The sequence below is a fragment of the Bacterioplanes sanyensis genome (assembly GCF_002237535.1).
Lineage (GTDB): Bacteria > Pseudomonadota > Gammaproteobacteria > Pseudomonadales > Oceanobacteraceae > Bacterioplanes > Bacterioplanes sanyensis_A.
This window is the reverse complement of sequence record NZ_CP022530.1, coordinates 3765091-3790165: the sequence shown is the minus strand read 5'-3', so window position 1 is coordinate 3790165 and position 25075 is coordinate 3765091. Positions and strand designations below refer to the sequence as shown.

29 protein-coding genes are annotated in these 25075 nt (G+C 54.0%); 11 read left to right on the top strand and 18 right to left on the bottom strand.

The genetic code is table 11. The features are described from left to right. Positions 1-25: 25 nt before the first annotated feature. A complete protein-coding gene (locus CHH28_RS17235; RefSeq protein WP_094061484.1) occupies positions 26-1777 on the bottom strand; it encodes a response regulator in 1752 nt (583 codons plus the stop codon). Between the two features lie 132 nt (positions 1778-1909). On the opposite strand from CHH28_RS17235, the gene CHH28_RS20685 reads away from it, so the two are divergent. Genes CHH28_RS20685 through CHH28_RS17220 form a run of 3 tightly spaced genes read left to right on the top strand, consistent with a single transcriptional unit; the run spans position 1910 to position 4120 of the window. Continuing rightward, positions 1910-2182 (top strand): helix-turn-helix domain-containing protein, encoded by a 273-nt coding sequence (locus CHH28_RS20685; RefSeq protein WP_420093153.1) that lies wholly within the window; start codon positions 1910-1912, stop codon positions 2180-2182. Beyond that, positions 2137-2475 (top strand): hypothetical protein, encoded by a 339-nt coding sequence (locus CHH28_RS17225; RefSeq protein ID WP_199244126.1) that lies wholly within the window; start codon positions 2137-2139, stop codon positions 2473-2475. The genes CHH28_RS20685 and CHH28_RS17225 overlap by 46 nt, the downstream gene beginning before the upstream one ends. Positions 2476-2512: 37 nt before the next feature. Next, on the top strand, positions 2513-4120 hold the full coding sequence (locus CHH28_RS17220) for a response regulator (RefSeq protein ID WP_094061482.1): 1608 nt from the start codon (positions 2513-2515) through the stop codon (positions 4118-4120). Here CHH28_RS17220 and CHH28_RS17215 read toward each other — a convergent pair. Then, positions 4117-4506, bottom strand: a complete 390-nt coding sequence (locus tag CHH28_RS17215) for a hypothetical protein (RefSeq protein WP_094061481.1) — start codon at positions 4504-4506, stop codon at positions 4117-4119. The two genes, CHH28_RS17220 and CHH28_RS17215, sit on opposite strands and share 4 nt — an antisense overlap. A gap of 162 nt (positions 4507-4668) precedes the next feature. Between CHH28_RS17215 and CHH28_RS17210 the strand changes: the two genes are divergently transcribed. Further along, positions 4669-5784 (top strand): 1-acyl-sn-glycerol-3-phosphate acyltransferase, encoded by a 1116-nt coding sequence (locus CHH28_RS17210; RefSeq protein ID WP_094061480.1) that lies wholly within the window; start codon positions 4669-4671, stop codon positions 5782-5784. A 44-nt stretch (positions 5785-5828) separates the two neighbouring features. After that, positions 5829-6908 carry a DUF4377 domain-containing protein gene (locus CHH28_RS17205; protein ID WP_094061479.1) on the top strand — a complete coding sequence of 360 codons (1080 nt, stop codon included), beginning with the start codon at positions 5829-5831 and terminating at the stop codon, positions 6906-6908. A gap of 159 nt (positions 6909-7067) precedes the next feature. On the opposite strand, the gene CHH28_RS17200 is transcribed toward CHH28_RS17205, so the two are convergent. Further along, entirely contained in the window at positions 7068-7643 is a 576-nt protein-coding gene (locus CHH28_RS17200; RefSeq protein WP_094061478.1) for a YecA family protein, read from the bottom strand. A 58-nt stretch (positions 7644-7701) separates the two neighbouring features. Here CHH28_RS17200 and CHH28_RS17195 point away from each other — a divergent pair, with 58 nt between their 5' ends. The 4 genes from CHH28_RS17195 (at position 7702) to CHH28_RS17180 (ending at position 10622) form a co-directional block, all read left to right on the top strand. Next, positions 7702-8397, top strand: a complete 696-nt coding sequence (locus tag CHH28_RS17195) for a M48 family metallopeptidase (RefSeq protein WP_094061477.1) — start codon at positions 7702-7704, stop codon at positions 8395-8397. 94 nt (positions 8398-8491) lie between these two features. Further along, positions 8492-8836 (top strand): hypothetical protein, encoded by a 345-nt coding sequence (locus CHH28_RS17190; RefSeq protein ID WP_094061476.1) that lies wholly within the window; start codon positions 8492-8494, stop codon positions 8834-8836. Continuing rightward, a complete protein-coding gene (locus CHH28_RS17185; RefSeq protein WP_094061475.1) occupies positions 8803-9507 on the top strand; it encodes a helix-turn-helix transcriptional regulator in 705 nt (234 codons plus the stop codon). The genes CHH28_RS17190 and CHH28_RS17185 overlap by 34 nt, the downstream gene beginning before the upstream one ends. After that, complete coding sequence (locus CHH28_RS17180) at positions 9507-10622, top strand: DNA alkylation repair protein (protein ID WP_094061474.1); 1116 nt, start codon at positions 9507-9509, stop codon at positions 10620-10622. Before CHH28_RS17185 ends, CHH28_RS17180 begins: the two co-directional genes overlap by 1 nt. Before the next feature lie 6 nt (positions 10623-10628). On the opposite strand, the gene CHH28_RS17175 is transcribed toward CHH28_RS17180, so the two are convergent. The 3 genes from CHH28_RS17175 to CHH28_RS17165 are packed head-to-tail and all read right to left on the bottom strand — an operon-like array spanning position 10629 to position 12580. Beyond that, entirely contained in the window at positions 10629-11657 is a 1029-nt protein-coding gene (locus CHH28_RS17175) for a polysaccharide deacetylase family protein (protein ID WP_094061473.1), read from the bottom strand. A 3-nt stretch (positions 11658-11660) separates the two neighbouring features. After that, positions 11661-12254 (bottom strand): DNA-J related domain-containing protein, encoded by a 594-nt coding sequence (locus tag CHH28_RS17170; RefSeq protein ID WP_094061472.1) that lies wholly within the window; start codon positions 12252-12254, stop codon positions 11661-11663. A gap of 56 nt (positions 12255-12310) precedes the next feature. Then, positions 12311-12580: a hypothetical protein gene (locus CHH28_RS17165; protein WP_094061471.1), complete on the bottom strand. Its 270-nt coding sequence runs from the start codon at positions 12578-12580 to the stop codon at positions 12311-12313. 100 nt (positions 12581-12680) lie between these two features. Between CHH28_RS17165 and greB the strand changes: the two genes are divergently transcribed. Together greB and CHH28_RS17155 are read left to right on the top strand one after the other, a co-directional pair. Continuing rightward, positions 12681-13223, top strand: a complete 543-nt coding sequence (gene greB, locus CHH28_RS17160) for a transcription elongation factor GreB (RefSeq protein WP_094061470.1) — start codon at positions 12681-12683, stop codon at positions 13221-13223. Positions 13224-13243: 20 nt separating this feature from the next. Further along, complete coding sequence (locus CHH28_RS17155; RefSeq protein WP_094061469.1) at positions 13244-13708, top strand: hypothetical protein; 465 nt, start codon at positions 13244-13246, stop codon at positions 13706-13708. A gap of 118 nt (positions 13709-13826) precedes the next feature. Here the strand turns inward: CHH28_RS17155 and ttcA are convergent, their stop codons facing one another. From ttcA to ccoN, 12 genes are all read right to left on the bottom strand, one after another. Beyond that, positions 13827-14678 (bottom strand): tRNA 2-thiocytidine(32) synthetase TtcA, encoded by an 852-nt coding sequence (gene ttcA / locus CHH28_RS17150; RefSeq protein WP_094061468.1) that lies wholly within the window; start codon positions 14676-14678, stop codon positions 13827-13829. Positions 14679-14752: 74 nt separating this feature from the next. Next, positions 14753-15247 (bottom strand): hypothetical protein, encoded by a 495-nt coding sequence (locus CHH28_RS17145; RefSeq protein ID WP_094061467.1) that lies wholly within the window; start codon positions 15245-15247, stop codon positions 14753-14755. Positions 15248-15395: 148 nt separating this feature from the next. After that, positions 15396-16154 (bottom strand): fumarate/nitrate reduction transcriptional regulator Fnr, encoded by a 759-nt coding sequence (fnr, locus tag CHH28_RS17140; RefSeq protein WP_094061466.1) that lies wholly within the window; start codon positions 16152-16154, stop codon positions 15396-15398. 263 nt (positions 16155-16417) lie between these two features. After that, a complete protein-coding gene (locus CHH28_RS17135; RefSeq protein WP_094061465.1) occupies positions 16418-17089 on the bottom strand; it encodes a sulfite exporter TauE/SafE family protein in 672 nt (223 codons plus the stop codon). Continuing rightward, the gene (ccoS, locus tag CHH28_RS17130; protein WP_094061464.1) at positions 17082-17264 is read right to left on the bottom strand and encodes a cbb3-type cytochrome oxidase assembly protein CcoS; all 183 of its coding nucleotides are present in this window, start codon (positions 17262-17264) and stop codon (positions 17082-17084) included. The genes CHH28_RS17135 and ccoS overlap by 8 nt, the downstream gene beginning before the upstream one ends. Before the next feature lie 2 nt (positions 17265-17266). Continuing rightward, positions 17267-19663 (bottom strand): heavy metal translocating P-type ATPase, encoded by a 2397-nt coding sequence (locus CHH28_RS17125; RefSeq protein WP_420093152.1) that lies wholly within the window; start codon positions 19661-19663, stop codon positions 17267-17269. A gap of 5 nt (positions 19664-19668) precedes the next feature. Then, positions 19669-20172 carry a FixH family protein gene (locus tag CHH28_RS17120; RefSeq protein WP_157729981.1) on the bottom strand — a complete coding sequence of 168 codons (504 nt, stop codon included), beginning with the start codon at positions 20170-20172 and terminating at the stop codon, positions 19669-19671. Positions 20173-20290: 118 nt separating this feature from the next. Next, a complete protein-coding gene (gene ccoG / locus CHH28_RS17115) occupies positions 20291-21700 on the bottom strand; it encodes a cytochrome c oxidase accessory protein CcoG (RefSeq protein WP_094061461.1) in 1410 nt (469 codons plus the stop codon). Positions 21701-21896: 196 nt separating this feature from the next. Beyond that, positions 21897-22820 (bottom strand): cytochrome-c oxidase, cbb3-type subunit III, encoded by a 924-nt coding sequence (gene ccoP, locus CHH28_RS17110; RefSeq protein ID WP_094061460.1) that lies wholly within the window; start codon positions 22818-22820, stop codon positions 21897-21899. Positions 22821-22823: 3 nt separating this feature from the next. Further along, the gene (locus tag CHH28_RS17105) at positions 22824-23003 is read right to left on the bottom strand and encodes a cbb3-type cytochrome oxidase subunit 3 (RefSeq protein WP_094061459.1); all 180 of its coding nucleotides are present in this window, start codon (positions 23001-23003) and stop codon (positions 22824-22826) included. Positions 23004-23007: 4 nt separating this feature from the next. Further along, positions 23008-23616, bottom strand: a complete 609-nt coding sequence (gene ccoO, locus CHH28_RS17100; RefSeq protein ID WP_420093151.1) for a cytochrome-c oxidase, cbb3-type subunit II — start codon at positions 23614-23616, stop codon at positions 23008-23010. Between the two features lie 13 nt (positions 23617-23629). Beyond that, positions 23630-25063 (bottom strand): cytochrome-c oxidase, cbb3-type subunit I, encoded by a 1434-nt coding sequence (gene ccoN / locus CHH28_RS17095; RefSeq protein WP_094061458.1) that lies wholly within the window; start codon positions 25061-25063, stop codon positions 23630-23632. Positions 25064-25075: the final 12 nt, after the last annotated feature.

Here is a 25075-nt window from a genome sequence, read left to right as displayed (position 1 = left end):
CATTCTACCTAGCTGCTGGCGGATGTTAATCCCCGTTTGCAAACCATTGCAGTTGGCTCACATCGACCTCGGGCGATAGCAGCTGACCACTGAGCCAATCGGCTTGCTGATGATGCGCCGCTGCCAGTGCTTCGGCGTCGTCGACGCCGGGTGCGTACAAAATCATGTTGTTGTCACGCAAGCGCTGTAGCAAGCGCCGACTTTGTGCCATGGATTTGTGGGTGCGCATATGAGCAAGATACTCCGGCGCCAAGCACAGACCACAAACAGGCATGGACAACAGTTGGCGAGAGTTTAAGAAGTTGCGCCCAAAATCGGCCACCAATAACTTGCAATCTTGCTGATACAGCATTTGGCGCAGTTGCGTGGTGCTTTCGTCGTCGCTGAGCAGTTGGTCTTCGCTAACAATCACATAACAGTCCAAGCCGGCGGCACTGGTGCACGACAACTGATCAACAGACAGCTCAGCCACTTGCGCCAAGTTGATGATCACCGGCGGTGGTTGTTTGAACAAAGTGCGGCACAGCTCGGCCACGGACTCCAGCCAGGATGGCCACTGCTGCACACGCCTAGGGGCTTGCAAAGCTACCAACTCACCTTGCTGATTAAATACCGGCATCACCTGCTGGCCTTGCAGATTGATCTCGTCGGTGTGCTTGGCCGGTGGGCTGGTGTCTTGCAGACCAATGTGCTGACGCAGCCAGGCCCGCCAATCAGGCTGGTCGCTGGGGCAGTGCTCAACCCGCATTAAGCGACGCAGCTTGATCGGTTTATCCGACATCGGCAGCGGATCGCGCAAGTCGGTTCCTATGTCCTCTTGCAGCTGCTCGATTTCACCGCAGCTGACGTCGGCTGGAATCAGGACTCGCAGCAAATGATCTTGCGGCGCGTACAACTCGTATGCATCGCCGATGCACTGCTGCACTCGCTGAAAGCAGGTTTGCGCCAATTGATGTTCGCGGATTTGGTCGGCGTCCAGATCAATCAGCAATAATGCCGGGGCACTTTGCGGTTGGTTATCCAGCAGCGCTGTGCCGGGTTCGCCCACGGGGGCGGATGGCATTGGCATGTGTTCGGACATGCGCTGCGCAATGCACAAACGGAAGGGCCCCAGGGTGCTGATGCTCATCCAGCTGGGCAGCGGCTGTTGTTGTTGGTTCATCAGCGCAAACAGGCCGAGCCACACTTCACCGGCATCGGCCTGGCGATTGATTTCGGCCTCCAGTGCCACTGGTGCGTCACACAAGGTCGGAGCAAACAAGTTGGTGCCTAGCAGTTCCTCTTCACTGAACTGTAGCAAGTTGCACATGGCCTGATTGGTTAAGCGTATGATCCAGTTGCTGTCAGTAAGCAGTAGGGGCTGGGTGGAACCGACGGCTTGCTGCAAGGCTTGCGTCTGACGCAGCAGTTCGTGCTGGCGCAAACCTTCACGAATGTCCATGGTGAGCAGCAGGTTGTCCCAGGGTTTTGCCACAAAACGGTGAATGTCGCCCAAGCGCCAAGCATTACGCAGGGAGTTATAATCCACTTGACCCGAGAGTAACAGTCGATAGGTGGCCGGCGAGTGCTGGCGGGCATAGCGACACAACTCGATGCCGTTCATGCCGGGCATTTTGTAATCGGTAATCAGCAGGTCGATGGCGTGCTGATTGAGTAGCTGGCAAGCCTCGTCGCCACTGTGTGCTTCCAGAATCTGCCATGGCTCAGCGCGTAACATGCGGCGGATTGCCTGCAAAATGCCGGATTCGTCGTCCACGATCAGCAACTGATGGGCCATAAGGTCTCTCCCTGATTTGTCTGCCTTCACTTTAGCATTCTGCCGTTGACGATGCCGTATTCGCTGCGAGGGAACAATTCCCTTGCATTTCGCACATGCTATCTATACTGAAGCGAGTGCAACAACTATCGAGTGGATGCAGTGAGGGAAAAACAAGCTCTAACAACAGGCGAAGTCGCCAAATTCTGTGGGGTGAACTTTCGTACCGTAATCCGCTGGATTGAGCGTGGGCATTTGCAGGCGTACAAGCTGCCGGGCCGAGGCGACAATCGAATTCCGGTGAACGGTTTCGTAGAGTTTCTCAAAGACAACCATATGCCGGTACCGGACGAGCTGCTGCTGGGGGCAAAACCCTGGTCATGCTGTCCGACGACACTCCGGTCTGCGCAGAAATCGCTTCTTTAGTGCGGCGCAGTGGCTGGGAAGTGTTGATGACCAGCGACGAAATCCAGTTCGGTTTTCTCGTCAGTGATCGTCAGCCTGCCGCCGTGGCGGTCAGTCATGGGCGAGCGCAACACTCGGTAGAGCGTTTGTTGCGTGATCAGGACGGGCGCGAAACCTTGTTGGTATTCGTCGACAATGGCTCCGGCGCTGACGGTGTGTCCGAGAACCCGGCTTGGGCTCACATTGCTTGGCCGCGACAGTCGTCTACCTTGTCGGCCTTATTGAGCGGAGATGTCAGCAGCGAGCGGCAGTAGCGTCTGCTGAAGCGCTAGCGGACAAGCGAGGTCAAGGATGACGCAAGTGACCTGGATTGTGCTGCTGGCTTTGCTCATTGTTTTGGTCGCCTTTGGTGTCGCTGCGCTGTGCTGGCGTGGTTATCGTCAGCAGCAAACCATTCAGTCGCTGCAGCAACAACAATACTGGTTGCAGGCGCAACTTCAACACACGCCTGATTTCTCTCTGCTACTGGATCATCATGGGCGCACTGTGTGTGCGAATAAACCCATTCCAGACAGTTGGCAGTCTATCTCCTGTTTTGAGGGTGCCCCCTTGACGCCCAATTGTTTAGCGCGCTGGTTAGAGCAGTTACAGGCCTCGCAGCAGTGTGTGTATTGGACTTGCCCCAGAACAGCGCAAGGCGAGCAGTGGCGCTGTTGTTTGACCCCTATTCAAGGGGCTAATTATTTCGTATTGCGGGTGGAAGAGGTCAGTGATCGGTTAATGCTGGCGGCCGCTCATCAACAGCGCTATCAAGCGTTGGAGCGTCAGTCCCAGGCGCGCAGTCGTTTTTTAGCGTCGATGAGTCATGAAATTCGTACGCCCATGACCGGGCTGTTGGGCACTGTATCGCTACTAGAGCAAACGCAGCTAGACGAAGAACAGCAGCAACTGCTACAGACTTTGCAGCACAGCGCTGAGCATCTGCTGACCATCATTAATGACATTCTGGATTTATCAAAAATCGAAGCCGGTAAGCTCCCCATTAACCAGCAGGCCTTTGATCCGCGCCAGTTATTGAACGAGTTGCTGCAATCGGTGGAAGGTTTTAGTGCCGGCAAATCAATCGCGTTGAGTGTGTCGGTAGCGTCGAGTGTTGCTTCGCGTTTGAGCGGAGACCCGGTGCGCATCCGTCAAATCATCATGAATTTTTTAACCAATGCGATTAAGTTCACCGAGCAGGGCAGCATCGATGTTGAATTAAAACCGGTGGCCGAAAACAGCAACACCTTGGTGTTTAGTGTGACTGACAGTGGTGATGGCATCGGCGCCACCCAGGCGCTGCATTTATTTGAAGAATACGCCCAAGGCCAACAAGCGACGAACGTGACCTCTGGTACGGGGCTGGGCCTGCATATTTGCAAACGACTGGCCAAGTTAATGAATGGTCGGGTGGGTGTAATTAGCATGCCGGGCGAAGGGGCCAGCTTTTGGCTGGAGCTCACCTTATTGCCGGTGCAGGAGGCTGTGCCTGATAAAGCAGACAAAAGCCCGGAGCAGCTGGATGATGACTCGGATCTGGAAGGCGCGCGCATTTTGTTGGCCGAGGATAATCTGGTAAATCAAAAGGTGGCTATTCAAATGCTAGAGCGTCTTGGCTGTCACGTGGTGTTGGCTGCCAATGGTGAAGAAGCTGTCCACCATTGGCAAAACCAGCCGGTGGATTTGGTGCTGATGGACTGCCACATGCCGGTGATGGATGGCATTGAGGCGACGCGCCAAATTCGGGCACTAGAGCAAGACGGCCATACCCCGATCGTGGCTTTGTCGGCCGATGTGATGGGAGAGCAGCGCCGCGCTTGCGAAGAAGCCGGCATGGACGGCTATTTGTCCAAACCGGTGCGCATACAGGAGCTGCGACAGCAACTCCCTAAGTTTATGCAACTGGCGCGGCAGGATTAAAGCACCTTGCCATAGGGAATGTAGCGATTGCTGGTCATCGCTTTGATGGCACGAATCTCGTCTTTTGCTGGTAAACGCTGCTGTTGCTTCAGGTAGCGAAAGATCCAAATGGCTGGATTATTGGCCCCCACCTGCCAACCGTAGTGTTCTTCCGCTTTTACATACCAACGAGCGATGGCCAGCAGCTGCTGCTCGTCCAACGATGTCAGCACTGTTTGCCAGGTCTGCTCGGGTTGCTGCGTCCACTGTTGCAGTTGCTGCAATTGTGCCGTGTCGAGCAGCGCTGAATTCAGCTCCTCAGCCTGATGGGACTCGCTGGCCAAGTGCAACAACAGGCTCGAGTCGATTGCGCCAGTGGCGGTGGCTGGTTGCCATTGTTCGATCATGCGGACTCCGAAATAGCTGAGTAATTAACTCAGGATTGTAAAGCAAGCCGGTGCATCAATGAAGGTCTCTGAACTGTTTGGCAATTGTGCGTTCGCACGCTTTCAGGCGTCGTTGCAGCTGGTATCATCGCAATCATTGATTCCAATGAGACTTGACCCTTCATGCCAGGCAGCCATGACCCATATGCCGATATTCGCCCCTATTTTGATCATGAGGTGACACCTGTATTGCAGCGTTTGTTGCGCTCAAAACGGGTGATGGATGCGGTACTGACACATCAGCTTGGCGCCATCCCCAGTTGGCAGCGCCGGTTGTTGCAACCTTGGGCGCAGTACAAACTGAAAAAAGAGCTATCGGGGCTGGCAACGGTCGAGCAATTTCAACACTGGTTAGAGCCGCACATCGAGCGATTATTGACTTCAACAACGACCTCGGTGGAAGTGCGAGGTTTGGAACAGCTCAAGCCTGACCGAGCATACACCTGGATTTCCAACCATCGCGACATCGCCATGGACCCGACCTTTATCAACTTTGCGCTGCATCGAGCGGGTTGGCCGACCAGTCGCATTGCCATTGGCGATAACCTGCTGGCGGATGAGGACGTGGCTGATTTAATGCGCCTGAATAAAAGCTTTGTGGTTAAACGCAGTGTGACTGGCCGGCGTGAAAAACTGAACGAGTTGAGCCGTCTATCTGAGTTTATTCACCAGTCGAATGTGCAAGGGCATGGCGTCTGGATTGCGCAGCGCGAAGGGCGGGCGAAGGATAATCGTGATTTAACCGATACCGCAGTGCTGAAGATGTTATCTCTGTACGGGCGGCAGGACAAAACGCCGTTCAGCGAGGCCGTTGCCGCGCTAAACCCAGTGCCGGTGTGCATTCACTACGAATGGGACCCGTGTGACGTGCTCAAAGCCAGAGAATTGGTGGCAGTCGCTGAGCAAGGTGAATATGAAAAGCAGGCTCAAGAAGACATTCGCAGCATTATGGCCGGGTTAACTGGGTTTAAAGGACGTGTTTTTGTGTCTTTTGGCCAACCACTCACCAGTCAGGACTTGGAGTCTGCTGAGCTGATGGCGGCCGCTATTGATCGCCAGATTCTGGATATGACGCCGGTGACCGAAGTGCAAAAAGCTGCAGCTGCTTTGTTGGATCGTAATTTCGGCGCACCGGCCAGCGATGTTGGTGAGTTATTGCAACAGCGGGTCGCCAATGAGCCAGAAAGCGTGCAGCGCCGCGTGTGGCAAACCTACGCGGCGCCGTTGCTGAGCTTGTAACCATGCGGGTATAGTGCTGCGCAATAACTAGGGAGGACGCCATTGTGTGGACAAAAATAGGCCCATTGTTGCTAGCGCTATTGCTGCTGCAAGGGTGTCAGTTGGGCCGTCACTGGAGTGACAAAGAAGAAACCTTGTTCGTCGATTATTACAAAGTTGCGTGTGACGACGATGCTGCACGCTTGTGCTATCGCAGCCGTGAAAAAGAAACCAACGCCTGGCGTGAAGACGCGGCCGAGCTGGTGGAGTTTGACCAATTTGAATGGGGCTATCGGTATCAGCTCAAAGTAGAAACCTCGTTTAACAGCAGTGGCAAAGCGAAAAAATATCGTTTTTTAAATATCGTCAAACAAGAGGCGGTCAACAGTTCTGACAATGCCTTTGCGCTAAAACTCGATACCAGTACCGGCATTGTTTATCAGTCCGGCGCGCAGTGGTATCTGGACGATAAAGTATTTACCTGCAACACAGATTGCACAGCACTGACGAATATTATCAACAACAGCTTATTGACCGATTTGGAATTTAAAGCGGCCAGCAATGCCCTGACGTTAGAAACGATTAAGTGCAGTGCCGGCCAAGATAATTACGACGAAGTGTGTGATGGCAAAAGCGACGTTCGTTGGGAAATCGCTCATTTTCGTAGCGATTGCGGCAATGCCGATGGCGAGTTGTGTTTGCTGTATCGATTAAACAGTTCGGATAAATGGGAACTGCTACTGGTAGATATTGAGGGTTTTGAGCACCAGTGGGGCCGCGAGTTTGAAATCGACGTGGTTGAAACCCGCTCCTCCGCTAATGTGGTGACGGCGGCAACACTGAAACAGGACGATGCTGCGCCCACCGACCGCACTGGTTCGGCCAATGATTTTTACATGGTGGTGCAGGGACGGCTGTTAGAAAAAAGCAGCGGCGACAAGGTAACACTGTACGACAGCACGGACATAACACTGAACTGTGGCAACGATTGTGACCGTTTGGACGATTACATCGGTGATGACGATTGGATGTTATTGAAGGCCTATGTTGATAACAGCAACCTAGTGCTGGATAGCATCGCTTGTCATGCCGAAACGCTTAATTTGCTGCGCCAGTGTGATGAAAATGTGGATTGGGATTTCTAACCATAGGTTGCACATAGAATTTGTGGCCTAGCAGCTGGTGCTGCTGTTTAGTGCTTGTGCTTGTGCTTGTGCTTGTGCTTGTTATTGGCAATTGAGGCTCAACAGCGAGCCTCAATTACTTAAAAGAGTCATAGCCAATCGTAGTTTGGCGTTGGCTGTCTACTGGCCGCTGTGTAGCAATAGGTAAAGCTCGATCACCGCAGCTGGAATGTTGCCACACATGCGATCAGACAATTCCACGTCTTCGTCGATGTCGGCCATTTCAGCTTCGTCCATAAACAGACCCGACGCGTACATAATAGGAAATAAGCCCTGCGCGACCTGGTCTTCATGGTTGGCGTACCACTCTTGCTCTTGCAGCAGCACGGCTGTCATAAAGCCCATGGCCCAGCTTTCCAGCGGCGGCTCATCTTCTTCATCAATCAATGTCAGGTCTGCCGGTACAGGAAAGTCCTGGCCTGAGTCTAGCCACGCCTGCACTTCGAGCGCCAACTGCTGCAGCAGTGTCTTGAGCTGTTGTTGCTGCTCTGCGCTCAGGCTGAGCTGCTGATCAAAGGCGCTGTCCCACACCTGCGCCAAGTCGAAGGCGACTGGGCTGACGGCAAAGGCGGTGAGCAGCCCGTGCATGGCGAAGAAATCAAAGCTGTCCTGGTGCTCGGCTTCTTGCTCCAGCAACAAACCCAGAGTTTCCAGCTGTTCTTCAGACAAAGCTGGGATGCTGTTTAAGTCGGTCATACAATACTCCTGAAATTGCCGCCAATGCTAACACAGCCGCTCAGGTGTTCGTCATACCATGCCACGATCTTACCAACAAACATTGCAGCTGCCGCTCGGCTCTGACGAGGTGACGGTGCATATCCGCGCATCGTCGCGCAAAAGCATGCGTTTAACGCTGACATCGACAGGTGAGGTGGACCTGCGCATTCCGCTGCGAGCGTCGCGCCAGCAAGTACTGGCGTTTGTGCAACAGCATCAAGGCTGGCTACTGCAGCAACGCCAGCAGTTCCAGCAACAGCAAACGCGCTGGCAACAAGCGATTCCCGTTTTAGGGCGCTTATTGCCGGTAGTATGCAGCGCGGATGGCGAGTTTCTGGTGTCGCAGCAACGTGTATGGGTGCCAGCGAAGTGGAGTGGCGCTGAGATTGCTGCGGCCATGGATGATTGGTATCGCCAGCAAGCCAAATCTCACTTTCAGGCGCTGATCGAACGCTGGTGGCCGCAGTTTCAGGCGTTTGGCACTAAGCCCGTATTGCGAGTCAAAAAGATGCGTACCCGTTGGGGCAGCTTATCGCAGCGGGGTTACATCAACCTGAATATGGCGCTGATGCAGTGTGAGCCGGAGCTGATTGAGCTGGTGGTAGTGCACGAGCTGTGTCATCTACGTCACTTTGACCATGGCGCGGGTTTTCAGAGCTTGATGAGTCAGATGCTGCCGGACTGGCGCGAGCGTGAGCGACGTTTGCAACAGCAAGGCAGCCTGTTGTTGTGATGTTTTCAAACACTGTTGCCACCGCGTTGTCAGCAGCCCTTTGACATGATGAATGGGTCAGAGAACACAGCATCCATAGGATAAGGAGCGCATCATGGCAATCTTAGAAATCGTACAGTTTAAAACCCAGGCGTCGCTTAAAGACGTGCTTTATTATCAGCGTCAGATCCAGAAATTTGCCCAGCGCCAGCCTGGCTTTGTCAGACGTGAGGTGGCCAATGACGGCGAGCATTGGACCGACTTAGTGGTCTGGACGGATGAAGCCAGCGCCGCCGCGGCCGGCGAGCAGTTTATGCAGCAAGCATTTGCCAAACCATTTATGGCCATGACCGAAGAGGGCAGTGTGGTGATGAAAAAACAACATCTGCACAGTTTGACGTCTTCGGCAGGAATCGAGGTGACCTTGTGCGCAAGGCTGAGCGACTGTTTCAGTTACTGACATTATTTCAGGGGCGGCGACGCCCCTTAACGGGCGAGCAAATCAGCCAACTGCTGGAAGTGAGCAAACGCACGGTGTATCGCGACATTGCCGCGTTGCAGCAGTCGGGTATTCCCATTGAAGGCGAAGCGGGGGTGGGTTATGTGCTGGACCGACACTTCCTTATGGCACCGCTGATGTTTAATCACGATGAGCTGGTGGCGATTCGTTTGGGGATGAGTTTAATTCGTGCCAGTGGCGACGACGCGCTGTGTCAAGCCGCAGAACAAGTACTGCACAAAGTCGCAGCGATTCTCCCGGATACTGAAAAAGACCCATTTTCGCGCTCGGCATTGGTGGTGCCCAGTTTAAATTTGGCCGCGGAGATTCGCCGTCATTTGACTGTGTTACGTGGCGCCATTCGCCAGCAGCAGTGTGTGCAACTGCATTATCGCGACGAGCAAGGGCAGACGTCACAGCGTTGTATCGAGCCATTGGGCATCATGTGTTACGTGCGTCATTGGACATTAATTGCCCATTGTCGATTGCGCCAAGACTATCGCGCCTTTCGCCTGGATCGCATTTTGTCGATGACGGTATCGGATGACGTATTTGATGTCGAAGAACAAAAATCACTGCCGCATTATTTGGAGTCGATGCAGCAGCAATACAATATTTCTTGGTTTTTCTGATGCCTGAAGCGTTTAAAGAACATTTTAATGCCGACGCCGTTTTGCAGCTGGCCGAGCAGTTGCAGCAAGTCTGGCACGACTTTGATCAGCAAGGGTTTATTGCCCGTGTGGCGCCGAATTTAGCACCGCTGGAGTTAAAACAGCGCAGTGATTTAATTCGCCAAAGCTTACACGAATTTTTGCCCGCTGATTTTGAGCAAGCGGTGGCGATCTTATGTTCTGCTCTGGCGCCTAAATCGCCGCAAGGCTGGCAAGGCAGCGATGCCCCCGGTATCAGTGGTTGGATGATTATGCCAGTGGCGGATTACGTCGCTGAGCATGGCCAGCAGCAGGTAGAGCTGTCGCTGTCGGCACTGAAACAAATGACGTCACGTTTTAGCAGTGAATTTGCCATTCGCCCTTTTCTACAGCAGCACCCGCAACAAACCTTGTCGACGTTACAGCAATGGCTGCACGACGACGATGAGCACGTTCGCCGGTTAATCAGTGAGGGGACTCGGCCACGTTTGCCTTGGGGAGTGCGATTAACACAATTTATTGATGAACCCTCAACGATGATTCCCTTGCTCGAAGCATTGCGCGATGATCCCAGCGATTATGTACGCCGCTCGGTTGCCAATCATCTCAATGACATTGCCAAAGATCACCCAGAGCTGGTTGCTGAGTTATCTCGATGCTGGAGCCAAGGCGCCAATGAGCAGCGCATGCGGTTATTGCGCCATGCTTGTCGCACGTTAATTAAACAAGGCCACCAAGCGACGTTGGCGGTATTCGGTTATGGCGAACCGCAGCTTGAAGGGCTGGCGTTTACGGTGACGCCGGCGCGCATTCGCTTGGGTGATAGCATTTGCCTGGAGTTAACGGTCAGTGCGGCGGTTGAGCAGTCGTTGGTGATCGACTACGCCATTCACCATCAGCGTGCTAACGGCACCACACGAGCCAAAGTATTTAAATGGCGGCAAGCGCAGTTGAGTGGTGGTGAGGAGGCGAGTTGGCAAAAACAACACGCGATTAAACCCATTACCACTCGCAACTATTATCCGGGCCGCCACCAAGTCGATGTTTTAATCAATGGCCAAGTGATGGCCAGCGCGCAGTTCGAGTTACAGCAGTAGCCCGCGCTAGCGCGGCATGACGCTGGTATTGATCCATACCTGAGAATACCAATAGTGCCAGCCTGGGCGCTGACGGCTGGCAGCGGTGCAGTTGTAGCGAAAGCGTCCGCCACCAATCGCACTTTGCGCCTGTGCGCGAATCAACGTATCTGCCCCGTCCTGACGTTGCTGCGTATCAATGGCGCCTTGGCCGCTGGCAAAACACTGAAACGGTGCTGCTGCGACGGCGCCACGGTTAAAGCGCAGCGTCAGTGTCGGTGGATTATCCGTTAGCACTGGGGAGAGCAGTTGCTCAGCGCCAACGGGCAGTGGCAGAGTTTTGAGTTTGGTGGCCAGGGTATCGGTATTGGCGTAAACGCCTGAGGCGGGAAAACGTGGCAGCGCTTGCGGATGTGACTGTGCGCCAATGGGACCGGATTGCTGGCCGAAGGCTTTGTAGCCATGCTTAGCCAGCCATGTGGTCATTTCTAGGTTGAACTCGCCGTAAGGATACGCCAACAGCTTGGGTGCATCGCCCACCTCCGCCTTCAAACGTTGCTGTGCTTCACCTATTTGTTGTTGCAGCCAGTCATCCAGGGTCACCTCGGTCGGTGTTTGCAGTAAATACGGGTGATCCACCGTGTGATTGGCCAGAACAGCACCGCGGCTTTGTAGGTCGCGCAGTTGCTTCCAGCTCATCACACCCTGGTGGCCGCCATCCACAGCGCCGGTATTTACAAACACCACAAACGGCCAGCCACGTTTTTCCAGCGCTGGCAGCGCGTGTTGGTAAATCGACGTGTAGGCATCATCAAAACTGATGGCGACAGCGCCTTCTTGCAGCGCATCGCCGTTGTCGATTTTTTCCAGTGCCTCGACTAAGTCCACCACGGGCAGCTTTAGCTGCTCGATCAGCTCCAGGTGTTGTTCAAACTGTGCCGGGGTAACACTGGTTACGGCCGGTGTTTGTTCGCTCACGTGATGATATTGCAGTACCACCAGCTGGGCGGAGGCTGGTAAGGCCAGCCAGAATAAAAGCAACAAAAAATAGCGCATAAATTACCCGAAGTGCGTTTTGAGTCGTTCGTAGGCTTGTGAAATGGCGTTAAACCGCGCTGCATCGCCGCCGCGATCGGGATGATAGCGCATGGCTAGGCGCTTGTATTGCTGGCGCACATCGTCATCGCTGGCGGTGTTATCCAATTCTAATAACGCCAGATCGTCGCTGCGGTTTTCACCGTTGGCGAGTGCTGTCCAAAAGCTTTGCAGCAGCGCTTCGACCTCGTCGCGCTGAGTGTGCAGCTGGCTTAAATCTAAGTAGTAGCTGGCCAGCGGGTCGCTGGTATGTGGTAATGCTTCACCGCCCTGTGGCGCCGTACTGGAAAATGGCCGCGCTTGAATACGCAGGGCGCTGATGTCCAACTCGAAGCACCGCTGAGCTTGCCATTGCTGGCGTATGCGATACAAGCAGTGCATCAGCAAAAAGTGACAGCGAAATAACGTCAACGAGTCGCGCAATACGTCAGGGTTGAACAGCCCTTGCTGCTGCAAGTCGCTTATCAGCTGATGTTCGGTGCGAGCTTCGCCGTCGGCAAGAATGTGCTGCAAACGTTGTTGCAGCATGTCAATGCTGGCGTTTAAGTCAAAGTCCATACGCCGACCATAGCAGCTTGCACATAGACGGTCAGTACCTGAGTGCCACGTGGTGTTTACAGCTGCTGCTCTGGATCCGTGTCGTCCAACAGGCGCCGGGCAAAGTGGGGCAAATAGCGTCGACTGTGTTGCAGCTGTGCAGACCAGCGTGGATAGCGGCGTCGCATGTTGATCAGTTGGTGTTTTAAGGCTGGCAGCACACTCACCAGCAAAGACAAGCCAACCAGAATAAAGACAATGCCCAGTGGGATGGGCATGGGGGTCAGGATCACACCGAGAATCAGCAGTAATGTGCCCAGAGTCAGTTTGGCGCTGCGTCGAATCATAAGGAAGGTGAGATCCATTTGGGGTTAAGGCTTGCCCTAGTTAAAGCTAAGTCGTTAAATCCAGATTATCCACCGGATTGATTGCGAAAACGTGACGTTTATGACTACCAAACCTCTGCCCAAACGCGCCCATTTGATTACTCCAGAAGGAGAGCAAATGCTGAAGGACGAACACGATTTTTTATGGAAAGTGGAGCGGCCTCGCGTGACACAGCAGGTTTCAGACGCCGCCAAGCTCGGAGATCGCTCCGAAAATGCCGAATACATTTATGGCAAAAAACGTCTGCGGCAAATAGACAGCCGGCTGCGTTTTTTGCGCAAACGCTTGGAGCAGGTCACTGTGGTGGATCGCCGCCCGACGGATGAGCAAAAAGTGTATTTTGGCGCTTGGATTGTGCTGCAGGACGATGATGATAAAGACCTTCATTACCGCATTGTCGGTGAGGACGAGATCGATTTGGCCCGTGGGTACATCAGTGTAGATGCGCCTCTGGCTCGCGGTTTGCTTGGTAAATCTGAAGGGGATGATGTGGCGGTGCGATTACCGAAAGGAGAGGTGGATTATTACATCGCTGAGGTTGTCTACGATGTTCCCACATGGGACCCAGGGCGGCAAAGCACGAGTCGCTGGGTGGAAGAGTAATAATACAAGCAGGAGGCACAATGACGGATAAATTTCTTTGGCCGTGGGCCATGGTGCTGTGTTGGGTCTGCGGCACACACGCGCAATCCGGGGACGAGCAGTTGCGGCATATATACAAAATGCCGGTCTGGATTGCCGAAAGCCAGCGCGTGTGCCCGTGGAAAACCGAGGCTGCAGAGGGTTATGTGCGGTTAGTTCGTACCGAGCAGTCAGGACAGCATCGGCTGTTTCTGCAATGGATTCGCAAAGGCATTGCTGGCGGCCCGACTGAGCCGATATCAACCGTGGTGGTAAAGCAGTTGGAGCAGCAGTATCAGGTGCGTACGCAACTACCAAATGCGGTGCAACCGGGCAGCTGTGAATTATTGGCCTTGGCTGAGGACATTCACAACGAGCGGCGCTACGAAATGCGCTATTTTCTCAGTGCGGATAAGCCTGGACACTACCAGTTGGACGTAACGCATAAATTACGTGGTGGTAGCTGAGTTCTCGGCAGGGAGTTATCAGGCTTGGAAGCCTATTGATATGAAGAGCCCCGCGCTAAAGCAGGGCTTGTCAGTGATAGGGCCAAATAGCCGGGTTTTTAATAGCTTTTTTCAGCTGTCAGTCGATGTTCACCACATCCAAGCGGGTAAACAGGTGCGACTTTTCTTGTTTATCTTGCAAGGTTTCAAAGTCGAACAACTGACGGTCGCCCAGTTGCGACGGCGCCACATTGCACACCGCTGCAAAAATATTTTCACTGCGCCCGGGCTGCTGTTTTTCCCACTCTTGCAGCATCGCTTTGATGTTCTGTCGCTGTAGGTTTTCCTGCGAACCACACAAGTTGCATGGAATAATGGGGAAGGCCTTGGCTTCAGCAAAAGCGCTGATGTCTTTTTCTTTGCAGTATGCCAGCGGTCGAATCAAGACGTGTTTTTGATCGTCACTCAACAATTTCGGTGGCATGGCTTTGAGCTTGCCGCCGTGAAACATATTGAGAAACAGGGTTTCAATAATGTCATCGCGATGATGGCCAAGCGCGATTTTATTGGCGCCAATGCTTTCTGCAAAACCGTACAAGGTGCCTCGGCGCAAACGAGAGCACAGGCCACAGGTCGTTTTGCCCTCAGGTACAACCTCTTTAACGATGCTGTAGGTGTCTTTTTCGACGATGTAATAGGGTACGCCGACGGTATCTAAGTACTCGGGCAGCACATGCTCAGGAAACCCCGGCTGCTTTTGATCCATGTTAACGGCCACCAACTCAAACGACACTGGCGCGCTTTTTTGCAAGCTGATCAAAATGTCGAGCATGGTGTACGAGTCTTTGCCGCCCGATAGGCAAACCATCACCTTGTCGCCTTCTTCGATCATGCGATAGTCGTCGATGGCTTTCCCGACATTGCGGCGCAGACGTTTCTGCAGTTTGTTGAATTCAGTGCGGGCTTTGCGTTCGGCGGCGTCGGTAGTCATAGAGCGCTTTGGGTCAGAAAGTGAACAGGGCGCGCATTCTAACCAAGTTCGAGTCGCCAGTCAGCAAAGCAGTGTCAAGCGGCATGCTGACCGGAGCCCAACAGTGCCAAATAGTTGTTGGCAAAGGCGTCGATGCTGATGTCGCTGCTGCGGTGATAAAAGCGCTTCCAGGCGCGCGCCAGCTCGGTGGCACTGGGCTGCTCTTCGAGATGAAAACGATGATTGCGCTGATAGATAAGCGCGGCGATGGCGGTGGCGTAGGAAAGATTGGTGGTCAGTTCGGCATGCGGGTGGCGCAGGAAGTCATGCTGACTGGCCAGCCCTCTGACGGTGCTGGCCAACTCTGGGTGATGGACTAGATATTTGTCCCACACGTTGCGGTGAGTGCGGCTGCTGATCTGGTAAATTCCCAAGCCGCGCTGCTGGGCGCCGTGAATGTGCTGGCCGAGCCCAGATTCTTGGGCTGCGGTGGCTAATAACAACTGCTCCATGGAGCCAGACCAGCAGCCCATGGTTTTTAACGTTGGCTCGATGACCCAGCGTCTGAGTTCATTTGCACAAATACCCATTCTCTACCTCCCGGCAACTGCTTCGCCGTACAGCAACCATAGATCAGGTGTTAGTCGCTTGCCTGTGATTTGACGCAAATTATGCGTCAAATCTGCGATTCTTTACCTTCAGGGAAGCAGGGTTTGTGCCAGTAGCCGCTGGAGTGAGCTACTTGTGCTCGCAGGCCTCTTCGTCAACCAAGCCAGCCAGCTCGTTGAGGGTATCCATGTCTTGCAGGATCACCTCTTTACCTTGGGTTTCAATCAAGCCGTTCTTCTGGAATCGAGTGAACACTCGGCTGATGGTTTCTACCGCCAGGCCAAGGTAATTACTGATGTCGACACGCGACATAGGCAGGCGGAAGTGGCTGGCGGAGAAGCCACGGCGAGCGTAGCGCTGGGCAATGTCCAGTAAGAATGAGGCAACACGCTCTTCGGCGTTTTTCTTACTCAGCAGCAGCATCATGCTTTGGTCGTGGCGAATTTCTGTGCCCATGTTGCGCATCAGCTGGCGGCGTAGATCGGGCAAGTCGTCAGCCAAAGACTCCAGTTGGGTCAGCGGGATTTCGCAGACGGTGGTGGTTTCCAATGCTTTGGCGGTTAGCGGGTACTCACCGTTGTCATAGCCAGCTAGGCCAATAAGCTCTGAGGCTAGGTGAAAACCGGTAATTTGCTCTTCGCCATTGCTGGCCAGGGTGTAAGTTTTCAAGGCACCGGTACGCACAGCATACACAGATTGAAACTCCTCGCCTTGCTGGAACAACAACTGCCCTTTTTGAATCGGGCGGCCACGGCGAATGATGTCGTCAAGTCGGTCCATGTCGTTGTCGCTGAGTGACAATGGCAAGCACAGAGAGTTTAACGAGCAGGTTTGGCAGTGAGGTTGGGTGCCGCGCAGAGGGGTGTTGGAGACGAGGGACGGTTTCATAAAGAGGTGCCTCAAGATTGCGTTCAATCCTGATGGATTGGTTAATGATAATGCTGCCAATGTTCGGTCCGAGAACCGTTACTGTCAAGCAAATCACAGGCAGTTTTCGGACAAACGTGGAACAGCCTATTTTGTACAACAACGGCTTTATAAGCAGGTTATACGAACCTTGTATAACCCTGCTTGGGCTATTGAATAAAGGCTCGGTGGCCGGCTAACCGGTCAACTCAATAGCCGACTCAATGGCCTACTTAATGGCCGCTTCAATGAGCATTGTCTAGCGGTAAAACCCCAAGGATAGTCCAAGCACCGTAAGCGATGAGTAACAGGCCCGAAAGAGAGCGCACCCACTGTTTGCTGATCAGGTTGATCAAAGCTGAAGCCGCCAAAGTACTGGTGAACATGGCGGGTAAAGTGCCTAAGCCAAACGCCAGCATCGCGGCAGCGCCGTCCACCGGGTTGCCGTTGGCCGCCACCCAACTGAGGGTGCTGTAAATCAAACCGCACGGCAACCAGCCCCACAGCATGCCCAGCAACCAACGATCCATCAGCTCGTGGCTGCCCAGCAGAGGTTTGGTCAGCGGTTGAAGGTGGCGCCACAAGTGTTGACCCAACTGCTCCAGTCGCGTCAGCCACGTGGCCCAGCGGGCGATGTACAGCCCCATCAAAATCAACAACACGCCAGCAAACAAACGCAGTGCGACCATAAAGCCTTGGTGTTGGCTTTGCAGCCACAGCCCCAGGGCACCAACCAGCGCGCCCGCCATGGCGTAGCTGGTAATACGGCCGCCGTTAAAAACTAAGGCGCCGAGCCAACGGTGATGCTGCATGCGCGTGCCCATTGAGGCAGCGATGCCGCCGCACATCACCAGGCAATGACTGGCACCGAACAAGCCCAGTAAAACGGCGGTGAGTAGTGAAAGCGGTTCAGTCACGCGGTTTGTCTCTGTCCTCTGGGGTAGGATCTGACTCGTCGTCGTCAAATAAAATCTTGTGGGCTGGAGAATCCATGTCGTCAAACTGACCGCTGCGTACAGCCCAGAAGAAAATACCAATGGCGACGCTAAGCAATACCAAAGATAGCGGCACCAGAGCGTAAATGATGTCCATGTTTAGCCTCGTGAACGTCGCGCCAAGCGCATGGCATTGGTGACGACTAAAAGCGAGCTGAGCGACATACCAATGGCCGCCGCCCAAGGGGGAACCAATCCAGCAGCGGCAACCGGCAGAGCGACAAGGTTATAGCCCAGTGCCCAACCAATGTTCTGGCGGATAATGCTGCGTGTTTTTTGTGCGCGATTCAGCGCCTGCAGAATCACGTCCAGGTGGCCGTTGGTGAGAATGCAGTCGGCGTTGGTTTTGGCCAAATCACTGGCTTCATTGACGGCCAGCGAAAGGTCGGCGCCGGCCAATACCGGCACATCGTTGATACCATCACCGACCATTAACACCCGCTCACCTTGCTGTTGCCAAGCGCGCACTGAGGTTAATTTGTCTTCTGGAGACTGGCCAATGCGCACATCATCGATACCCAACTGTTGCGCCAATTTCATGCCGCTGGGGCTGGGGTCGCCGGTTAGCAGCGCGACCTCAATGCCACGAGCTTTTAGCCCATCGACCAGTGGCTTCGATGATTTACGCACACTGTCGTCCAAGCGCACCCAAGCTTGCGGTTGCAGGTCACAACTGAGCAGTAGCCACTGACCGGTAGCCTGCGACGGCGGTGTTAATGGCTGGCCGCAGGCAAACTGGCTATGGCCAAAGCGCCACTCGTGTTGCTGCCGGCGCCCGAGAATACCCTCGCCGGGGCGCTGCTCGACGTCTTCTAGCGCCAGCCCTTCGATGTGCTGAAAGGCATGGGCAATGGGATGGGGCGAGTAACGCTCCAGCCCTGCAATCACCTGCAGGCACAGGTCTTCGCTGTGATCAGCAACGGTTTGACACTGCTCCAGTGTCAGTCGGCCCAGTGTTAGGGTGCCGGTTTTATCAAACACCACTCGCGAAATTTTGGTCATGGTTTCCAGCACATGACCTTTGCTGATCAGCAGGCCATCTTCACGCAGCGATGCCGTGGCGGCGGTGAGTGCTGTAGGCGTCGCCAACGACAACGCACAGGGGCAGGTCACCACCAATACGGATAACGCCACGAAAAAGGCATGTTCAGCCCCTTGCGGCCACCAATAACCGGCCACCGCAGCAGACACAATCAACACCGCTAACACAAAATAACTGGCGACCTTGTCGGCGATAAGGGCAATGGCGGGCTTATCTTGTTGCGCCCGGTCCATCAAACGCATGATGGTCGACAGCTGCGCCTTGGCGCCGGTGGCGGTCACGCGCATGGTCATGGGGCTTTCGACATTAAAGGTGCCGCCAATGACATCATCACCAGGCTGTTTGCTGACCGGCAAATATTCACCCGTGAGTGCAGCCTCATCGACCGAGCTGCGACCGGTTAACACCACGCCATCGGCGGGAATGGCTTGCCCTGGCTTGAGCTGCAAGACGTCGTTAGGCTCGATCTCGCTGGTGGAGATAATTTCTTCCTGCCCGTTCTGAATGCGCAGCGCTATGGTGGGCAGTAACGTCATTAAGTTATTGCCTGCCTTGCCCATGCGATGGCGGGCGCGCATTTCAAAAAAGCGCCCGAGTAGCAAAAAGAAGGTGAACATGCATACGGAGTCGAAGTAGATCTCCATTCCCTGGTTGAAGGTGCTCCAGATGCTGGCGGTAAAGGCCAGTAAGATCGCCAGCGAGACGGGTACGTCCATGGTCAGGTGACGGGTTTTGAGGTCGCGAATGGCGGCGTCAAAAAACGGTTTGGCGCTAAACAGTACCACAGGAAAGGTCAGCAGCATGGCTGCAAAGCGCATGAAGTTCTCGTACTGCAATTCCATGCCGACGTAGATCGGCACTGATATCATCATCACCTGCATCATGCCGATGCCAGCAACAGCGAGACGGCGTATGGCCTGGCGGCTTTCGCGATTGCGCTGCGCTTCTTGCTCAGTGGCGGAAAACGGAGCGGCCTTGTAGCCAAGGCGGACAATGGCCTCCATCAGGCTAGACAGCGGCTGAACTTGGTTATCCCAGCGCAGGGTTAAGCGATGAGTCGACAGGTTAAGGTTGGCCTGCACGACTCCGTCGAGTTGCTTTAGGCGATGCTCAATCAGCCAGCCGCAGGCGGCACAACTGATGCCGTCAATGATCAGGGTGGCTTCATGCTGCTGACCATCAGCGACGACAAAATGGCGCTGCATGGCATCGGAGTCGTAGATTTTTAGCGTGTCGCGGGCGGTTAAGTCTTGATTATCGAACTCTGCTGGCGACAGCTCGGGCAAATCGGTGCGGTGTTTGTAATAATCCTTTAAGCCACTGGCGACAATGGTTTCGGCAATGGCTTTGCAACCTGGGCAGCACATGGGCTGGATCTGACCGTCAATTTCCGTGGCCCAGCGCTGACCTTCGTTGGTGCTTTCTCCGCAATGAAAGCAGGCTTGCAGTGCCACCGTGCTCATTGATAGCTAAGGGTCACAGTTTGTTCGGGCATGATCAGTTCGGTGCTGCGAATTTGCCAGCCTTGCTCTGGGCTAGACAGCCACAAGCGGCGACGGTCAGGCAGTTCCATATCATTCACACCGGCGTAACTGCCGTCGGTCATTTTCTGCAGGAATACCGTCAGGTCACGATCTTCCAGCGTCGGGTGAATCAACTGCAGCTGCAGGGTATTGGGCTTTTCGTCAAAGTAGCCGCGCAGTTGAAGGCGTACTTCGTCGTTGGTGAATATCAGATCGGCCTGTGCTTGTAGGCGACTGGCTGCCTGGAAGGCTTCTTGGTTTTCGGTGTAGCTCACGCCGTCTTTGTAATAGCTGTCGCTGACCAGCGAATCTTTGGTACTCAGTGCCAGGCTCAGTATGACGCCGCCCCAGATGACTGCGAGAAATGGAATGCCGAGGACCAGCAACATTAACGGTTCTTTATACCAGGGCTTAGCGGTTTCTTGAGGCTCGGACTTCATAATGAACTCAGTGCAGTGGGAACGTGGACAGCAATGGCGAACCATCGCCATAAAAAAACCGCCCAAGTTTAAACATTTGGGCGGCGCTGCTCCAGCGACAAAGTGTCAGTGAGCGTGGTTATTGCCGTGGCGCAATGAAGCGACTTTCTTCGCGTGCCACCTCTTTGCCAGTGGCTTTATCCACCACCACAAACTCGATCAGCGTCTTGCTGGCATCCAGCCCAGCGGCGGCTGGGTCCACCTCCAACGTCAGCGACAACTCTTCGACTTTATTGACGGCGATTTGATATTCACTGTCGATGTCCATGTTGACGCCGTCGATGCCCTCAACGGACAGCAGGTAGGTTTGTGCTTGTTGCGTCATGTTCATCATTTTTACGGTGTAATAGTTTTCTACCGTGTCATTGGGGGTGACCTGATAAAGGCTGCCGCGGTCTCGCTCAATGTCGAGCTCAAACGGTGTGCGCGTCATCATGGCGTAGGAGAAACCAGATATCATCACCAACAGCAAAGTGGCGTAACCAATCAGGCGAGGGCGGACAAAGTGTGTGGTTTGCCCTTCCAGCTCGTTTTCGGTGGTGTAGCGGATCAGGCCTTTGGGTTTATCGAGCTTTTCCATAATGGAATCACAGGCGTCGATGCACAGGGCGCAACCGATGCACTGATACTGCAGGCCGTCTCGAATATCAATGCCAGTGGGGCACACTTGAACGCACAGAGAACAGTCGACGCAATCGCCCAGTTGTGATTGCTGCTCTACGTCGCTGGCTTTTTTGCTGCGCTTGCCGCGTGGTTCACCGCGGTTGTAATCGTAAGACACGGCCAAGGTGTCGCGGTCGTACATGACCGATTGGAAGCGTGCATAAGGGCACATGTAGATGCACACCTGCTCGCGCATCCAGCCAGCATTGATGTAGGTGGCGACGGTAAAAAACATGATCCAAAACGCCGCCCAGCCACCAATGCTAAAGGCCAATAAATCGGGCACTAGCTCACGAATCGGAGTGAAATAACCAACAAAGGTAACGCCAGTCCACACCGAGATGACCAGCCAAGATAGGTGTTTGATGGCTTTTTTTTGCAGCTTGCGTGCGCTCAGCGGTTCTTTGTCCAGTTTTATGCGCTGGTTGCGCGAGCCTTCGACGCGCTCTTCAATCCACATAAAGATAAACGACCAGGCCGATTGCGGGCAGGTATAGCCGCACCAGATACGACCGGCCATGTTGGTGATGGTGAACAATCCATAGGCGCAGATGATCAGCAGTGTTGACAGCAGAATGAAGTCTTGCGGCCAGAAAGTAGCGCCAAAAATATGAAACTGGCGCGCAGGCAAATCAAACAGCACTGCCTGGCGGTCGCCCCAATTGATCCAAGCGGTGCCATAGTAGGCCAGCATTAACGCCCACAAAGAGTAGGTGCGAATTTTCTGGAACAGGCCATGGATTTCGCGCACGTAGATCTTCTCGCGCTTTTGGTACATGGACTGAGGTTCGGGGGTGACATTTTTAACCGGAATTTCATCACTCATAACAACGAATCACCTTGTCGGCTTGGCTGCAGATGCGGGCGTTTTGTGCGTCCGGTAGGGCGGGTAACGCTCTCTATATAACGCATTGATTATATAGTGTTGAGCGGGCGGTTTTAACGAAAAAAGCGGCTATGAAAGCCGCTTTTTTCGGGTTTGTTGTCCTAACTCAAGAGTGCTAATTCTTGAGTGCCCAACGTTACTTCTGCTGTGACAGAGAATAAACGTAGGCTGAGACTACATGGATCTTCTGCTCGGTGTTGGTATCCCAGATTTCGCTGAAATTTGGCATACGACCGTTGCGACCATTCTTCAGTGTGAAGGTGATGTCTTTGGTGGAACCGCCGTACAGCCAAATGTCATCGGTCAGGTTAGGCGCGCCCAACAGCTGGTTGCCCTTGCCTTCGGTGCCGTGGCACACCATGCAGTTTTGCTGGTACTTAGGCGCTGCACGTTGAGCTGCAGTCGCATCGTGCTCAAGCCCAGACAGACTGCGCACGTATTGCGTCATATCCGCTACACCATCATCGCCCAACACCGCTTGCCAAGGTGGCATTACCGCCTGACGGCCCTGAGCAATGGTTTGCACGATGTTGGCTGGTGTGCCGCCGTACAACCAATCGTCGTCAGTCAGGTTCGGGAAGCCACGTGCGCCTTTGGCGGTAGTGCCGTGACACACAGAGCAGTTACTCTTGAACAGGCGCTGACCGGTTTGCATCGCTTCTTCGTTGTGAATCAGCTCTTCAATCGGGGTCGCGGCGTATTCATCGTACAGTGGTGCGATTTTTTGCTCGAAGGTTTGTACTTCGTTTTTCCACTGGTTGTGAGAGCTCCAAGCCACCTGCTCGCCGTCCACTTCGACGGTCAGGATGCCTTTGAAGTTACCAAAGCCATAAACGCCCATGTAAGCCACAGCAAACACGATGGTGGACCAGAACATCATGACCCACCAGCGCGGCAGTGGGTTGTCCAGCTCTTCAATGCCGTCGTAGTCGTGGCCAGTGGTTTCGTCGGTTTCTTCTTTACGTTGTCCACGACTGGTGTACTGGATCAGTACGCCGCAGCCGATGATGGAGCCCAGTGTGATAACCAGGATCCACCCTTGCCAGAATGAATCTAACATAACTTATTTACTCCGATCGTTATCGTCGTGCAGCGGCATACCATCGTCATTGTCGTGAAATGGAATGTGAGCATCGTCTTCAAAGCGTTTTCTGCGGCTAGAGCCGTACGCCCACCAGAAAATTCCGGCAAATGCTATCAGGGCGAAAATCGAGCCCAAACCGCGCACGTCGTTAATGTCCATAGGGTTACCGTTTAGTGATCACTGTGCCCAGCTGTTGCAAGTAGGCAACCAGGGCTTCAATTTCAGGCTTACCATCCACCGCTGCTTTGGCAGTTTCGATGTCTTCCTCTGTGTACGGTACGCCGACCATGCGCAGAGCTTTCATCTTCTTCGGTGTGTCGCGGCCATCAACCGTGTTTTCGAACAGCCACGGGTAAGACGGCATGATCGACTCAGGAACCACATCACGCGGGTTGTACATATGGGCACGATGCCACTCATCGGAGTAACGGCCACCCAGGCGTGCCAAGTCTGGACCAGTACGCTTAGAACCCCACAGGAATGGGTGCTCATAAACGTGCTCGCCAGCGACAGAGTAGGGGCCATAACGTTCGGTTTCCGCACGGAAAGGACGCACCATTTGGGTGTGACAAACGTGGCAACCTTCGCGGATATAAATGTCCCGACCTTCCAGTTCCAGAGCACTCAAAGGCTTCAGGCCTTCTGTTGGTTCATTGGTGTCGTCGTGGAACATCAGTGGGACGATTTCTACCATGCCGCCCCAGCTCAAGGCGATGACAATCATCACCACCATCAGCGGCAAACTGCGTTCAATATCATCATGCTTAATCATGGTTTACTACTCCTTACGCCTGCGCTGGTACTGCGTTTTCGGCTTCTTTGTTGGCCGTACGCACGGTCATGTACACGTTGTAGGCCATCAGCACCATGCCCAGCAGGAACAACGCACCACCGATCACACGGACCACATAACCGCCGTGTGATGCTTCAACGGATTCAACAAAGCTGTAGGTCAGGGTGCCGTCAGCGTTTACTGCACGCCACATCAGACCCTGCATGATACCGTTCACCCACATCGCAGCGATGTACAGCACGGTGCCAATGGTCGACAGCCAGAAGTGCACGTTGATCAGTTTTACTGAGTGCATGTCGCCGGCTTTGCGGCCAAACATGATTGGAATCAGGTGGTACAAGGCACCAATAGATACCATCGCTACCCAGCCCAGGGCGCCAGAGTGAACGTGACCAATGGTCCAGTCGGTGTTGTGTGACAGAGCGTTAACTGTCTTGATCGACATCATCGGACCTTCAAAGGTCGACATGCCGTAGAACGACAGAGAAACCACCAGGAAGCGCAAGATAGGATCGTTGCGCAGCTTATGCCAAGCGCCTGACAGTGTCATCATACCGTTGATCATGCCGCCCCAGCTGGGCGCCAACAGGATCAATGACATAATCATGCCCGCAGTTTGTGCCCAGTCTGGCAGCGCAGAGTAGTGCAAGTGGTGACCACCGGCCCATACATAAATGGAGATCAGTGCCCAGAAGTGCACGATAGAGAGACGGTATGAATAAACTGGGCGGCCAGCTTGCTTAGGTACGAAGTAGTACATAATGCCGAGGAAGCCTGCCGTCAGGAAGAAGCCCACCGCATTGTGGCCCCACCACCACTGCACCATGGCATCGACGGTACCAGCATAAATGGAGTACGCCTTGAACATCGACACTGGCACAGCCAGGTTGTTACCGATGTACAGAATCGCCACCATGATCATAAACGCAGCAAAGAACCAGTTGGCGACGTAAATATGGCTTTCTTTACGAATCGCGATGGTGCCCAGGAAGTTGATCACGTAAGCTACCCATACTAACGCCACAGCGATGTCGATTGGCCATTCCAGTTCAGCGTATTCTTTCGCTGAGGTGAACCCCATTGGCAGGGTGATGGCAGCCGCGACGATGATGGCGTTCCAACCCCAGAAGGTAAATGAAGCCAGCGTGTCCGAGAACAGGCGGGTACGGCAGGTGCGCTGCACGATGTAGTAAGACGTTGCGAACAAGGCGCTACCGCCAAACGCGAAAATAACCGCATTGGTGTGCAACGGGCGCAAGCGTCCGAACGACAGCCAAGGGGTATCAAAGTTCAGTGCAGGCCAGGCCAGCTGAGCGGCGATTAAAACACCGACCGCCATACCGACGATGCCCCAAACTACAGTCATGATGGCAAACTGTCTTACCACCTTGTAGTTGTACTCGGGATGGTCAAATGCTGTGCTCATGATCAGATTCCA

Excerpts from the sequence above, each read along its gene's own strand:
- CHH28_RS17235 (WP_094061484.1), bottom strand. The coding sequence starts at position 1,777 with ATGGCCCATCAGTTGCTGATCGTGGACGACGAATCCGGCATTTTGCAG.
- CHH28_RS17225 (WP_199244126.1), top strand. The coding sequence starts at position 2,137 with ATGCTGTCCGACGACACTCCGGTCTGCGCAGAAATCGCTTCTTTAGTG.
- CHH28_RS17220 (WP_094061482.1), top strand. The coding sequence starts at position 2,513 with ATGACGCAAGTGACCTGGATTGTGCTGCTGGCTTTGCTCATTGTTTTG.
- CHH28_RS17215 (WP_094061481.1), bottom strand. The coding sequence starts at position 4,506 with ATGATCGAACAATGGCAACCAGCCACCGCCACTGGCGCAATCGACTCG.
- CHH28_RS17210 (WP_094061480.1), top strand. The coding sequence starts at position 4,669 with ATGCCAGGCAGCCATGACCCATATGCCGATATTCGCCCCTATTTTGAT.
- CHH28_RS17200 (WP_094061478.1), bottom strand. The coding sequence starts at position 7,643 with ATGACCGACTTAAACAGCATCCCAGCTTTGTCTGAAGAACAGCTGGAA.
- CHH28_RS17195 (WP_094061477.1), top strand. The coding sequence starts at position 7,702 with ATGCCACGATCTTACCAACAAACATTGCAGCTGCCGCTCGGCTCTGAC.
- CHH28_RS17190 (WP_094061476.1), top strand. The coding sequence starts at position 8,492 with ATGGCAATCTTAGAAATCGTACAGTTTAAAACCCAGGCGTCGCTTAAA.
- CHH28_RS17180 (WP_094061474.1), top strand. The coding sequence starts at position 9,507 with ATGCCTGAAGCGTTTAAAGAACATTTTAATGCCGACGCCGTTTTGCAG.
- CHH28_RS17175 (WP_094061473.1), bottom strand. The coding sequence starts at position 11,657 with ATGCGCTATTTTTTGTTGCTTTTATTCTGGCTGGCCTTACCAGCCTCC.
- CHH28_RS17170 (WP_094061472.1), bottom strand. The coding sequence starts at position 12,254 with ATGGACTTTGACTTAAACGCCAGCATTGACATGCTGCAACAACGTTTG.
- CHH28_RS17165 (WP_094061471.1), bottom strand. The coding sequence starts at position 12,580 with ATGATTCGACGCAGCGCCAAACTGACTCTGGGCACATTACTGCTGATT.
- greB (WP_094061470.1), top strand. The coding sequence starts at position 12,681 with ATGACTACCAAACCTCTGCCCAAACGCGCCCATTTGATTACTCCAGAA.
- CHH28_RS17155 (WP_094061469.1), top strand. The coding sequence starts at position 13,244 with ATGACGGATAAATTTCTTTGGCCGTGGGCCATGGTGCTGTGTTGGGTC.
- ttcA (WP_094061468.1), bottom strand. The coding sequence starts at position 14,678 with ATGACTACCGACGCCGCCGAACGCAAAGCCCGCACTGAATTCAACAAA.
- CHH28_RS17145 (WP_094061467.1), bottom strand. The coding sequence starts at position 15,247 with ATGGGTATTTGTGCAAATGAACTCAGACGCTGGGTCATCGAGCCAACG.
- fnr (WP_094061466.1), bottom strand. The coding sequence starts at position 16,154 with ATGAAACCGTCCCTCGTCTCCAACACCCCTCTGCGCGGCACCCAACCT.
- ccoS (WP_094061464.1), bottom strand. The coding sequence starts at position 17,264 with ATGGACATCATTTACGCTCTGGTGCCGCTATCTTTGGTATTGCTTAGC.
- CHH28_RS17120 (WP_157729981.1), bottom strand. The coding sequence starts at position 20,172 with ATGAAGTCCGAGCCTCAAGAAACCGCTAAGCCCTGGTATAAAGAACCG.
- ccoG (WP_094061461.1), bottom strand. The coding sequence starts at position 21,700 with ATGAGTGATGAAATTCCGGTTAAAAATGTCACCCCCGAACCTCAGTCC.
- ccoP (WP_094061460.1), bottom strand. The coding sequence starts at position 22,820 with ATGTTAGATTCATTCTGGCAAGGGTGGATCCTGGTTATCACACTGGGC.
- CHH28_RS17105 (WP_094061459.1), bottom strand. The coding sequence starts at position 23,003 with ATGGACATTAACGACGTGCGCGGTTTGGGCTCGATTTTCGCCCTGATA.
- ccoO (WP_420093151.1), bottom strand. The coding sequence starts at position 23,616 with ATGATTAAGCATGATGATATTGAACGCAGTTTGCCGCTGATGGTGGTG.
- ccoN (WP_094061458.1), bottom strand. The coding sequence starts at position 25,063 with ATGAGCACAGCATTTGACCATCCCGAGTACAACTACAAGGTGGTAAGA.